This is a genomic window from Pseudoalteromonas sp. SCSIO 43201 (assembly GCF_023716725.1).
Taxonomy (GTDB): domain Bacteria; phylum Pseudomonadota; class Gammaproteobacteria; order Enterobacterales; family Alteromonadaceae; genus Pseudoalteromonas; species Pseudoalteromonas peptidolytica.
Map to the genome: position 1 here is coordinate 22,613 of NZ_CP072683.1, position 12,388 is coordinate 35,000.

14 protein-coding genes are annotated in these 12,388 nt (G+C 43.4%); 8 read left to right on the plus strand and 6 right to left on the minus strand.

Annotated elements, in window-relative coordinates:
• Positions 1–16: 16 nt before the first annotated feature.
• Genes rsmB through def form a run of 3 tightly spaced genes read right to left on the minus strand, consistent with a single transcriptional unit; the run spans position 17 to position 2,790 of the window.
• The gene (gene rsmB / locus J8Z24_RS00090) at positions 17–1,300 is read right to left on the minus strand and encodes a 16S rRNA (cytosine(967)-C(5))-methyltransferase RsmB (protein WP_176033021.1); all 1,284 of its coding nucleotides are present in this window, start codon (positions 1,298–1,300) and stop codon (positions 17–19) included.
• Positions 1,297–2,244 carry a methionyl-tRNA formyltransferase gene (gene fmt / locus J8Z24_RS00095; RefSeq protein ID WP_176033020.1) on the minus strand — a complete coding sequence of 316 codons (948 nt, stop codon included), beginning with the start codon at positions 2,242–2,244 and terminating at the stop codon, positions 1,297–1,299. The genes rsmB and fmt overlap by 4 nt, the downstream gene beginning before the upstream one ends.
• A gap of 33 nt (positions 2,245–2,277) precedes the next feature.
• Positions 2,278–2,790 (minus strand): peptide deformylase, encoded by a 513-nt coding sequence (gene def / locus J8Z24_RS00100; protein WP_125253680.1) that lies wholly within the window; start codon positions 2,788–2,790, stop codon positions 2,278–2,280.
• A 127-nt stretch (positions 2,791–2,917) separates the two neighbouring features.
• Here def and J8Z24_RS00105 point away from each other — a divergent pair, with 127 nt between their 5' ends.
• The 6 genes from J8Z24_RS00105 to hemF all read left to right on the plus strand — a co-directional run bounded on the left by J8Z24_RS00105 (position 2,918) and on the right by hemF (position 8,221).
• Complete coding sequence (locus J8Z24_RS00105) at positions 2,918–4,057, plus strand: LysM peptidoglycan-binding domain-containing protein (protein WP_252095072.1); 1,140 nt, start codon at positions 2,918–2,920, stop codon at positions 4,055–4,057.
• 46 nt (positions 4,058–4,103) lie between these two features.
• Positions 4,104–5,186, plus strand: coding sequence for a DNA-processing protein DprA (gene dprA, locus J8Z24_RS00110; RefSeq protein ID WP_252095073.1), 1,083 nt, complete (start codon positions 4,104–4,106; stop codon positions 5,184–5,186).
• A 4-nt stretch (positions 5,187–5,190) separates the two neighbouring features.
• Positions 5,191–5,664, plus strand: coding sequence for a DUF494 family protein (locus tag J8Z24_RS00115; RefSeq protein ID WP_125253683.1), 474 nt, complete (start codon positions 5,191–5,193; stop codon positions 5,662–5,664).
• 498 nt (positions 5,665–6,162) lie between these two features.
• Positions 6,163–6,729 carry a DNA topoisomerase family protein gene (locus J8Z24_RS00120; RefSeq protein WP_147390595.1) on the plus strand — a complete coding sequence of 189 codons (567 nt, stop codon included), beginning with the start codon at positions 6,163–6,165 and terminating at the stop codon, positions 6,727–6,729.
• Entirely contained in the window at positions 6,726–7,304 is a 579-nt protein-coding gene (gene tsaC / locus J8Z24_RS00125; RefSeq protein WP_125253695.1) for an L-threonylcarbamoyladenylate synthase type 1 TsaC, read from the plus strand. Before J8Z24_RS00120 ends, tsaC begins: the two co-directional genes overlap by 4 nt.
• Positions 7,305–7,309: 5 nt before the next feature.
• Positions 7,310–8,221 carry an oxygen-dependent coproporphyrinogen oxidase gene (hemF, locus tag J8Z24_RS00130; RefSeq protein WP_147390594.1) on the plus strand — a complete coding sequence of 304 codons (912 nt, stop codon included), beginning with the start codon at positions 7,310–7,312 and terminating at the stop codon, positions 8,219–8,221.
• A 79-nt stretch (positions 8,222–8,300) separates the two neighbouring features.
• Here the strand turns inward: hemF and J8Z24_RS00135 are convergent, their stop codons facing one another.
• Positions 8,301–9,908: a methyl-accepting chemotaxis protein gene (locus tag J8Z24_RS00135; RefSeq protein ID WP_125253686.1), complete on the minus strand. Its 1,608-nt coding sequence runs from the start codon at positions 9,906–9,908 to the stop codon at positions 8,301–8,303.
• A gap of 105 nt (positions 9,909–10,013) precedes the next feature.
• Positions 10,014–10,463: a group II truncated hemoglobin gene (locus tag J8Z24_RS00140; protein ID WP_176033017.1), complete on the minus strand. Its 450-nt coding sequence runs from the start codon at positions 10,461–10,463 to the stop codon at positions 10,014–10,016.
• Between the two features lie 28 nt (positions 10,464–10,491).
• On the opposite strand from J8Z24_RS00140, the gene aroE reads away from it, so the two are divergent.
• Positions 10,492–11,304, plus strand: coding sequence for a shikimate dehydrogenase (gene aroE / locus J8Z24_RS00145; RefSeq protein ID WP_147391423.1), 813 nt, complete (start codon positions 10,492–10,494; stop codon positions 11,302–11,304).
• A gap of 2 nt (positions 11,305–11,306) precedes the next feature.
• Positions 11,307–11,540: a DUF1488 family protein gene (locus J8Z24_RS00150; protein WP_125253689.1), complete on the plus strand. Its 234-nt coding sequence runs from the start codon at positions 11,307–11,309 to the stop codon at positions 11,538–11,540.
• On the opposite strand, the gene J8Z24_RS00155 is transcribed toward J8Z24_RS00150, so the two are convergent.
• Entirely contained in the window at positions 11,526–12,071 is a 546-nt protein-coding gene (locus tag J8Z24_RS00155; RefSeq protein ID WP_147391422.1) for a gamma carbonic anhydrase family protein, read from the minus strand. The genes J8Z24_RS00150 and J8Z24_RS00155 overlap by 15 nt on opposite strands.
• Positions 12,072–12,388: the final 317 nt, after the last annotated feature.

Genomic DNA, 12,388 nt, shown 5'->3' on the forward strand with positions numbered 1-12,388 from the left:
ATTGCGTCGAGTTATATTATTTTTTTATCAACTTAGCATAATAAAACCCATCGCTCAGTCCGGGTAATAATTGCAAGCCTGGTTGTGCTTTGGTGTCTGCATCATGTAAAGGAACAAGCTCAGCATCAGGTGTCGCAGAAAGAAAGCGTGCGATCTGTTGCTGGTTTTCTTGTGGTAATACCGAGCAGGTTGCATAAACTAGTGTGCCACCGGGCTTGAGTAATGGCCAGATTTTATCAATAATTTGTGCCTGTAACGTCACCAAGTTATCAATGTCAGAAGCTCGCCTCAGCCATTTGATGTCCGGGTGTCGTCTAATAACACCAGTAGCTGAACAAGGTACATCCAACAAGATACGATCATATAATTCGCCGTCCCACCAGGCTTCAGGGTCACTAGCATCGCCCTCAAGGCATTTGGCCGACAATCCGATCCGTTCAAGGTTTTGCTCCACACGTGCTAAGCGTGCGCCATCAGCATCAATTGCGGTCACTTTAGCGTCAGCTAACTCTAAAATATGGCAAGTCTTACCACCAGGGGCGGCACAAGCATCAAGAATATTTTCACCTTTTCGTGGAGATAATAATCTTGCTGCTTTTTGAGCTGCAGCATCTTGCACTGAGCAAGCGCCAGTGGCAAATTGTGGTAAGGCATAGACATCAATTGGACTATCAAGCAGTATGCCGTCTGGGTATTCACCATGAAGCTGATAGGCGACACCCGCCTGGTCTAACATAGCTGCATAATCTGAGGTGGAAAACTGTGATTGGTTAACACGCAGCCACATTGGTGCCTGTTGTTGATTCGCTTCTAAAATAGTCTGCCACTGAGTGGGGTAAGCTGCTTTTAGTTGATTAATAAACCAGCCTGGGTGGTTGTATAAGCAAGCTGGGATCTCGGTAGCACTGGTTTCTAGCTCGACTTGATGGCGCTGGAAGTTACGTAAAATCGCATTAACCAAGCCTTTCATGCCAGGCGCTCTAAGCGGCGTTAATGCGTTTACTGTCTCAGCAACCGCGGCGTGAGCAGGGACACGCATATGTTGAAGTTGGTAAATACCCACATACAACAAAAACTGGAAAACACGTCGCTTACCTTTTAGGGGCTGATCTAACAGTTGCTGGCAGTAATGCTCTAAAGACGGTAAATATCTCAACACGCCATAGCAAATCTGTTGTAGCAAAGCTCTATCTTTACCGTCTAACTGGCTGGTGGCAAGTGGCAATTGCGCACTTAACGATGCACCTTTATCGACAACTTGAAACAGGGTTTGGGCAGCGAGTGCGCGAACATTACTCACGCTTCACCAACCTTAGCGCCAATTGCTACCCAATCAGCTCGACCATTTAAAAAGTCTTGTGCAGACATAGGCTTCTTTCCTTGAGGCTGCAAGGTGTGGATCTCTAATGCCTGTGTGCCACAGGCAATAACGATACCGTGCTTATCTGCGCGAAGTACGTGTCCTGCATCACCTTGTTCGTCAACAACCTTTGCCTGCCAAATTTTGACACTGTTACCTGCCATGCTGGTAAAGCAAACCGGCCATGAATTAAATGCGCGGATGTTACGTTCAATTTGCTCAGCGTCCATTTGCCAATCAATGTTAGCTTCTTCTTTGCTCAGCTTCTTAGCATAATTGGCTAGCGTATCGTCTTGCTTTTCTGGCGTGATCTCACCAGCAGACAAGCGTGCTAGCGTCTCGATAAGCGCATCGGGGCCGAGCAGCGCAAGTTTGTTGTATAAATCGGCACTCGTATCTGTTGCGGTTATAGGGCAGCGAGCAATATGTAGCATATCGCCAGTATCTAGACCTTCGTCCATTTGCATTATCGTCACACCGGTTTCACTGTCTCCAGCCCAAACGGCGCGTTGGATTGGAGCGGCTCCTCGCCATCTTGGTAAGATCGAACCATGTACATTAAGACAGCCTAGTCGAGGTGTATCTAAAATAGCCTTCGGAAGCAGCACACCATAGGCAACAACAATCATGACGTCGGCATTTAATGCCGCAAGTTCAGCCTGTGCCTCTGGTGTTTTAAGCGATTGTGGTTGCAATACTGGAAGGTCATGTTTTTGTGCTAACACTTTTACTTCACACGCTTTTAGCTTTTTACCACGCCCAGCAGGGCGATCTGGTGGACAGTATACTGCCACAACGTCATGGTGTGATTGAATAAGAGCGTCAAGGTGGCGCGCTGCAAAATCAGGCGTGCCTGCGAAAACGATACGCAAAGGATTACTCACGAAATACCCTAAAGTCAGTTAGTTGGTAATGGATTAGGCTTGCTTTGCAGCGAGCTTAGCTTCTTTTTCGAGCTTCTTACGAATACGATTACGCTTGAGTGGCGATAGGTAATCGATAAATAGCTTACCAACTAAGTGGTCTAATTCATGTTGAATGCACACGGCTAGTAAGCCTTCGGCGTCTATTTCATACGTTTCGCCTTGCTCATTCATTGCTTTCACTGTGACTGTTTCAGCACGGTCTACTTTTGCGTATGAATATGGCACCGATAGGCAGCCTTCTTCGCTCACGGTAGACCCATCGCGCTTGATAATTTCTGGGTTAATTAATACGCGCGGTTCATCGCGCTCTTCTGAAACGTCAATAACAACAATGCGTTGATGAATGTTCACTTGCGTAGCCGCAAGGCCGATACCATTCTCATCGTACATAGTTTCCAACATATCTTTAACGATTTGTCGTACTTCGTCATTAACCTCTGCTACTGGTTTTGCAACGGTACGCAAACGTTCATCTGGAAACTTTAAAACTTCTAATATGGCCATGATTACCCTAAATCAATTAATCGTGTAAGCTGATGTAAGCTAGTGTATGGTCTTATTTTAGCCATTCAAGTTCCCCTTTAACAGGTTTTGATGGATAATAAGCAAAAATAACCACAAGGAAGCCATCATGAAATATCCGATTGCTGCAATAATGATCGCTAGTTGTACTGTTTTTTCAGTAAAAGCAGAGCCCTTGACAGTGAAAGCTGATGCACCGCAACATTATGTGGTGAAAAAAGGCGATACTTTGTGGGATATTTCTAAAATGTACCTGCGCTCCCCATGGAAGTGGAAGCAGCTATGGCAGTGGAATCCAAATATTGCAAATCCTGATTTAATCTATCCTGGTGATAATCTTAAGTTGCAGTACGATGCACACGGAAATCCAATGTTGATATTGGATAAAGGGATAAAAAAGCTCTCTCCACATGTGCGTGTTATCAACCAAAAGTCGACGGCAATTCCAACTTTACCTCTACCAATGATGGAGCCTTTTTTGCGGTTTGAGCAAACTCTGTCTGAATCCAAGTTTGCCCAAAGCCCTATTGTATTAGGTGCCGACCGAAATGTGAAAAATGCGTCGCCTGGTCACCTACTTTATGTCAAAGCGGATTTAGTCAAAGGCGGTCATTATGCTATCTATAGGCGCGGTGATACATATCGGGCATTGGATAGTAATGAAACGCTAGGTTTAGAAGCTGTGCTAGTAGGAAGTGGTCATGTTGTTGAACAGGGTAATATGAAAGCCGGAAGACCAGCTAAGCTTCATCTCGAAGTGGCTAAACAAGAAGTACGAGCTGGTGATATTGTTTTACCTATCGCCAGTGGGCAAAGCTATCCCGCGCAGTTTTCAATGGCCCGTCCAAAACAACAGACAAGTGGCCGTATTATTGCGAGTGACAATAAGCTTAGAGAGTTTAGTACCATGAGTGTTGTGGTGCTTGATGTTGGCAGCAGAGCGCAGCTTAAAGAGGGCAACGTGCTTGATATTGTTAGACAATCGCCTACAGTTATAGAAAGTCAACATGGACCTCGCTACATTGAAGATGCGTCTCGACTCGACAAAATGATCACCCAAATGGGGTCTTGGTTTGGTGAGGAAAATGATGACAGTAGCATCGTATGGCATATGCCCAAAGAAAAGGTAGGAGAAGTTATGGTCTTTAAAGTTTATGAAGACCTCAGCTACGCCATGGTTGTGGCGACTTCCGAACCAATAAGGGTCGGTGACTACGTACAAGCGTTCAAGGAAAAGGCTGACAATTAGCAGCTCAACTTCTCCTTGAATGAAGCAATAAACTCAAGGAGAGAGTATGAAATATTCGGAACAAAGTTGTGTTCTGGCACTGGCTTTATGCCAAGGTCTTGGCGTAAAAACGGTGCTTGCTTTACTGAAAAAGTTGTCACTTAATGAGCTGTTTACCCTAGATAAACCTGAACTGTGTGCCTTAGGACTCAGTGAGCAAGTGGCGAATAACTTGCTTCATACGGATTGGTCAAAAATAGACAGTATTAGCACGTTTTGTCAAAACCAGCAGATCCATATCCTCACTATATTTTCTTCCGCTTACCCAACTCAACTAAAAGAAATTTGTAACCCGCCGATTGTACTTTTTTGTAAAGGTAACGTCTCATTACTAGCGCAACCACAAGTCGCAGTGGTTGGTAGTCGTAGCTCTACTCGAACGGGACTTGAATTGGCGAGTGAATTTGCAAATGGGCTGAGTCGCTCCGGTCTGGTTGTAACCTCTGGCATGGCCAGAGGAATTGATGGTGCAGCACATCAAGGTGCTCTTGATGCTGGTGGGAGCACAATTGCCGTGCTTGGTACTGGGGTTAATGTGGTTTATCCCAAGCGTCATCAACGACTCTACGATGATATTGTTCAGCGTGGTCTGGTTATCAGTGAGTTTTTGCCTAACACCTCCGCGAACAGTACACACTTCCCGCGGAGAAATCGCATAATCTCTGGACTTGCTTTGGGTGTACTACTTGTTGAAGCTGAGATAAAAAGCGGCTCGTTAATTACCGCACGCTATGCACTGGAGCAAAATAAAGAAGTGTTTGCGATCCCAGGTTCAATTAAAAACCGATTAAGTAGCGGTTGTCATTATTTGATAAAGCAAGGGGCCAAGCTTACCGAGAATATTGAGGATATTTTGGAAGAAGTGAGCTTTTTTTGTGAAAACAGTCTATATAGTATAGAACTAGATAGGCAAAAAGAGGAACTGTGTCCTGTATTAGAAAACCTTGGCTTTGAAGTGACTTCCGTTGACACTTTAACGCAAAGGACCCAGTGGCCAGTAGAGCAGGTGGTTGCCAGACTACTGGACCTAGAACTCGAAGATAAAGTAGAGCGTGTATTAGACGGCTACATAAAACTCGCGAGGGGTTAAGAAGATGTTTGATATTCTAATGTATTTATTTGAGAACTATATTCATAGTGAAGCAGAAATTTTTGTCGAACAAAATGAACTGACCGATGAACTCCTTCGCGCAGGCTTCAATCAAGGTGAAATATATAAAGCGCTTGATTGGTTAGAGCAGCTTGCAGATTTACAACACAGTGATGAATACCCCTACTTAAATGCCAAGCCCGACCATGCCACACGTATTTACACGGATAGCGAGTGTAATATGCTAGATGTAGAGAGCAGAGGCTTTTTGATGTTTGTAGAACAAGTTGGTGTGATTGACAGTACAACCAGAGAGATGGTGATGGATAGGTTGTTTGCTCTGGACAAAACCTACATCAGCTTGGATGACCTTAAGTGGGTTATCTTGATGGTACTATTTAATGTACCAGGTAAAGAGCATGCTTATGCGCAAATGGAGGATCTTATTTTTACAGAGCCTGCATCAGTTGTGCATTAACAGAGTAATCGAACGGTTTTACTCTACCATGGCAAGCAAAGGTCGTTGGATGTGCTTTAAGTGCAATGACGACCACAACCACCTATTTTGTCTGAGCCTTAGATAATTGGTATAGCTCATGTCTTTCACGCAGCTCGTTTTAGCACTAGCGACTTAGGACTTAAAAACAGTGAGTTTACTCAACTTGAACTCAGAATAATAACTTGTTCTCTAGTCGCTGTTGTCCCTTACTATTGCGTTAGATTTGTTCGTAATAGGCTAGTTACTGACGCACAAACAACGCACAAATTTGCCAGGTATTAGGAAATAACTTCTGACTAGCGTGATATTGCGCTTCTTGAGCTTAGGTATTTTAGTTGATACCGCGAGTTCAAGTTTACTCAGTTATTGTCCAAATCCTAAGATATTTATTCAAAGCGATTTGTTATCATTTCCTTGACCCCAAAACCAAGGTGATTATATTAAGCGCATACTTGCACAAAGGGCGGTAATAGAGCCATGAGTAAAATTGATCATGCGTTATTCAATGCAAAGAAGCATGCGTTAGAAAAAGAATATGAAGTATGCCCCGACTGTGGCTCCGAGCTGGTGATAAAAAATAGTAAAAAGGGGCCATTTATTGGCTGTGCTAGCTATCCTACCTGTGAATATATCAGGCCTTTGGCGCATCATGATAGCCATGTTATTAAAGTACTTGAAGGTGTAGCTTGCCCCGAATGTAGCAGAGATTTAGTCATCAAAAATGGTCGCTACGGCATGTTCATTGGTTGTACCGGTTATCCTGAGTGCCATTATATTGGGCATGAGGATGCGTCTGACTCGCAGGAATTACCAGATTGTCCTAAGTGTAAAAAAGGGAAGCTAACACAGCGAAAAAATAAGTTTGGTAAACACTTCTATAGTTGTAATAGTTATCCAAGTTGCAAATATACTTTGAATGCTAAGCCTATCGAGCATGCTTGCCCTGATTGCAATTGGCCGGTGCTGGTGGAGAAAACCAGAGCTGGTAAAGCTGTGTTACAATGCCCGCAGAAGTCATGTCAATCGATAGTGGAAATACCGTGAAAAATGACGATAAAGCGGAAGCTTCGATAATAACCTCGCCCGAATCAGCATTGCAAGCTGGTGAGGTGATCTGTTATCCCACCGAAGCTATTTTCGGATTGGGGTGTGATCCTGATAACGAAGAGGCCGTAGCTAAACTGCTGGAGATTAAATCGCGACCAATAGCAAAAGGTTTAATCTTAATTGCAGATAACTACGGTCAGTGTTTAGCCTATGTGGATGATAACAAAATTCCAATGGATAAACGCGCTGAGATATTTTCAGCATGGCCTGGCGCTATTACCTGGTTACTCCCTGCGAAACCAGAGACACCGCATTGGTTAACTGGTGGCCACGATACTATCGCGGTGCGTGTGACCGATCACCCTATTGTTAAACAAATCTGTCAGCGCTTTGGTAAGCCGATTGTTTCTACTAGCGCCAATATTACAGGTGAAACACCGGTAGCCTCTTTGTTGCACGCGCGCAATCAGTTTGGCAATCAAATAGGCTATTATGTTGACGGTGAATTAGGCACAAACCGTTCCCCAAGTGTAATTAAACATGCCATAACAGGCGCTGTTATCCGAGGATAAAAACCATGAGTAAAGTAAACTTAGAGACCGTAAAAGCCTTTTTACTACAATTACAAGATAACATCTGCAAAGGCTTAGAGGCTGCTGATGGTAAGGCTCAGTTTGTTGAAGACGCCTGGGAGCGTGCGGAAGGAGGTGGTGGTCGTACCCGTGTCATCCGCGATGGTAATGTGATTGAACAAGGTGGGGTAAATTATTCGCATGTTTTTGGGGCGTCTATGCCTGCATCTGCCACCGCTCATCGGCCTGAGTTGGCAGGAAGAAGCTTCCACGCATGTGGCGTATCCTTGGTTATCCACCCCAAAAATCCACATATTCCCACAAGCCATGCCAATGTGCGCTTTTTCATTGCAGAAAAAGAGGGTGAGGAGCCTATTTGGTGGTTTGGTGGCGGCTTTGATTTAACACCGTTTTATCCAGTATTAGAGGATGTGAAGCACTGGCACCAAGTGGCAAAAGACGTGTGTACACCATTTGGTGACGAGGTATATGGTGATTATAAGAAGTGGTGTGATGAATATTTCTATTTAAAGCATCGCGATGAAACGCGAGGTGTGGGCGGTCTATTTTTTGATGACCTCAATCAGTGGGGTTTTGAAAAAAGTTTTGCCTTTATGCAAGCGGTGGGCAGTGGGTTTCTTGATGCTTATCTGCCAATTATTGAAAAACGTAAAGATACGCCTCATACCGAACAAGAGCGTCAATTCCAGTTATATCGTCGCGGTCGTTATGTCGAGTTTAATTTGGTGTGGGATAGAGGCACATTGTTTGGCTTGCAGACCGGTGGTCGCACCGAATCTATTCTCATGTCAATGCCACCGTTGGCGCGTTGGGAATATGATTTTCAACCCGAGGCTGGCTCTAACGAAGCAAAGTTGTATGAGTACCTCACCCCAAAGAACTGGTTATCAATGTAATAAAAAGGAGCCTAGGCTCCTTTTTATTTATCTAATCTGATGTTTGAAGAAGAGAATAGCTATCCAAACATCAGGTTCCCTAACTTAATTTAAACCCACGTACTTGGTCATCAAGGTTACGTGCGAGTGTGAGTAGCTCTTCGCTGATCTGTTTGGAACCATGGGCGTCAACAAGTGAGCGTTCAGCATTATCACTGATAGCCACGACACTACGATTTATCTCCTCCGCAGCTAAATTTTGCTGTTCTGTCGCATCTGCAATTTGTAGATTAAGAGCATTAATCTCGTGCATTTGCGTCGAAATATCTTTTAATGCTTGTGCGACTTTTTTCACTTGATTGGCACGATCATCCGCTTCTTCACAAGAAGCACTCATCGCTGCTACTGTTTGTTGCGCTTCAGACTGTAGCTTGTCTATGGTGCGCTTAATTTCATCTGTTGAGTCGTGGGTACGAGTTGCCAACGTTCTAACTTCGTCAGCCACGACGGCAAATCCTCGACCAGCTTCTCCTGCGCGAGCGGCTTCTATCGCTGCATTGAGTGCTAGAAGGTTGGTTTGTTCCGCAATGCTACTGATCACTTCTAAAACTTTACCCACTTCTAATGTCTGCGCTTGTAATTGAGAAACTTGCTCAGCGGCTTGTCGCACATCTTGCGCTAACTGGTTAATACTTTGCTCTGTGTGATTAGCAACAGCCATACTCTCTTCTGCAAGGTGATTGCTGCTATCAGATTTTTCTGATGCAAAGTGAGTGGTGTTCTTTACTTCGCTGGAGGAGCTTTCTAATTCATTAATTGCTGCAGCAACAGAGTCGGTTCCTTGCTTTTGCTCTTGAATTGCAAGTTCAGTGGTTTCTGCTGACGCATAAATAGATTCAGCGGAATGGATCAGTATTTTGGATGAATGAGATAACTGAGAGATATTATCTTTAAAGCTATCCATCATTTTATTGAAATTAGTCGCTAAACGTCCTAATTCATCATCAACATTATCGTCAATTCTCAACGATAAATCTTTATTCGTTGTCGCCAAGCGCATGGTACGGCCAAGCGTTTTTAATCTTAAAATGAAGAGCTTTCTGAACAGCACGCCTAAAATGACAAAAGTGGTGATAAATATACCTGACAACAAGGCCGTACTTAGCCAAGTATTGTTATGCACAGTATTATCAATATCAGCAAGTGAGTAGCTTATTCTTACTGCCCCGAGCACATCTCCTTCTTTTGCTTGATGACACCCTAAACAGTTTGTCCCTTTGTAATTCTCCATCGCTACCATTGGCTTGAGGTATGTCATGATGCGATTGCCATCACGTTGTTCAATGACGAGTGTTTCTTTGCCATCAAGTGCATCAAGCTCCACTTGTGAGTTTGGTGCTTGATTTGGGTTACCCGGTCCATACAGCTTATTCACAAGTTCTGCGCGAATAATGTGGGCATCTTCAATATTTGGGTGATTACGAATTTTATCACTAAGGATCTCGCGATTAGCCATGGTGCCCGTCAGCATCATGGTATTGATCGAGTCAAAGTAATTGTCAGCTAACAGCCTTATATTACTTTCGACGGTTTCTTCAGCGAGAGTTTTTTGTTGACTACTACTACTGAGAATACTAGCAATGAGGACGAGTACGCCAGTCACTGCCAGTAACGCATAAATTTTATGTTGAATAGATTTCACACGCATCGCACCTGTTCACAATTAGAACAGTGATTATGCGTCTCTACTCAAGAACAGGTTTTGACCTAGCGCAAAATTGCCGTGCAATTTAATATAACTGGTACTTTTTTATTAATCTTGATTAATCATATGTGTAGCGAGTTGCGCTAAGGATTGTCTTAGCCCCTCTCTTAATAATGGGTTACCAACCTCTAAGTCTAACGCTTTATTCATGCAGTGCATCCATTGATCCCGTAAATCTTGGTCGATAGAAAAGGGCATATGGCGCATTCTTAAACGCGGATGACCGTATTTTTCTGTAAATAAATCTGGGCCACCGAGCCAACCCGAAAGAAACTCAAAGAATACTTGTCTTATCCGGTCTAGTGGTTGTGGGTGCATGTCGTAAAGCGGTTTTGCGTAGGGATCGGTTGCCATAATATCGTAGAAACGATTAGCAAGGTCTCGAGCACCTTGTTCTCCACCAATGATTTCATACGGGGTTTTTTCTGGGGATGGAGCACTATTTATTTGTTCGGTGGTTGCATCTTTATTGAAGATGCGTTTAATTAACTGTTTCATAATAACTCTTTCAAGGCGCTCTAAAACGATGGACAAATACGCGGTATTCGGTAATCCAATAAAGCATTCTAAATCGCCAGCAATCCATGCGCAATTCGCAAAACAAAGTCAGCAGCAATTAGAATACGAAGCTATTTTGGCACCAGTAGATGCTTTTGTTCAAACTGTATCGACATTCTTTGCTGAAGGTGGAAGCGGTGCAAATGTGACATTACCTTTCAAGGAGCAAGCATTTAGTTTTGCAAATACATTGACTGAGCGAGCCAAATTGGCAGGTGCTGTGAATACGCTGATCAAGCAAAAAGATGGCAAAGTTAAAGGCGACAATACCGATGGCGAAGGTCTTGTAAGAGATCTGATCAATCATCAAGTAAAGCTAGATAGTGCGACTATCTTATTGATAGGTGCAGGAGGCGCGGCCAAAGGATGTATCTATCCACTCCTGCAAGCTGGAGTGAAGCAGGTAGTAGTGAGCAATCGTACAGAATCAAAGGCAATACAGTTGGCTAAGCAATTTGCCACCTATGGGGATGTTAAAGGCTGTGGGCTAGATAGTATTCCTGATATTGGATTTGATATTGTGATTAATTCTACCTCTTCCAGTATTACAGGAGAGGTGCCTGCGATCTGCGCATCTGTTTTTACATCTTGTTTGGTTGCTTATGATATGTTTTACAGTGAGCAACAAACAAGTTTCTTAAACTGGGTCGCACAACATAACCAAGATACGCAATTAATCGATGGTATCGGTATGTTAGTAGAGCAAGCCGCTGAAGCATTTTATCAATGGCGAGGTGTACGACCTGATACATCAAAAACGTCCAAGCTGATTAGAGGTTGAATATGAATCAAGCAATACTGTTTAATGATGACATCAGTTATCAGCAAGGTGAGTTAACTTTTACAGCAATGGCCTGTGGGCAGCTGATCCGCTGTAAAATAACAACAGAGCTTGATCTGGAAGCTGCATTAGCGCACTTTGCTCAGCATCAATTTGATTATGAAATGCAGGCTGAGCAGTTAATTGAAGATGAAGCGTTTAATGAGGCAGGAGAGGTAAGCTTAGCTTTCCTCTAAATATTCATCTTTCAACTCCACATAATTTTGAGCAGACACTTTTAAAAATTGTAGCTCTTGTTCGGTGAGGGGTCTTGCTTGTTTTACCGGACTGCCGACATATAAAAAACCGGACTCAAGGTTCTTATTAGGCGGGACAAGTGCACCACCACCAATGATAACGTCATCTCCTACGGTGACGTTATCCATAATAATTGCACCCATACCCACGAGAATACGATTACCAAGTTTGCAACCATGCAGCATGACTTTATGACCAACAGTCACATCATCACCAATAATAAGCGGGTAACCGTCAGGTACTGAAGCGCTCTTTCTTGTTAAATGCAGTACGCTGCCGTCTTGAACATTGGTTCGTTTACCTATCTTGATGTAGTTAACATCGCCTCTGGCTGCAACCAATGGCCAAACGCTGCTGTCTTCGCCAACTTCTATATCGCCAACCAAAACGGATGACTCATCAATATAAACGCCTTGTGCTAAGCGTGGGGATTTACCTTTATAACTTCTAAGCATGCCTAGATTACTCATCTCTCGTGTCTTGTGTCACTAGTGTAGAGTGTTGAATTGTAAAACTCTAGTATGAAAAAACTGCAAAAAGATAAGTAAAAGTGTCAAAAATAGACGTTTCGCTTTATTTTTGCTCGAACAAACGTTTTTTCGCAATTTTCTTCAAAAAAAGGGTTGCACTTAAATCGGATCTCCCTATAATGCGCATCCACCGACACGGAGAGCAGCGCTGAAAAGCAACGAGTCAACGAGTCGGGAGTCAAATAAAGCTTGAGTTTGAATACTTCGAAAGAAAATCAAAATTAAGTGTTGACAACAAATGGGAAATGCTTAGAATG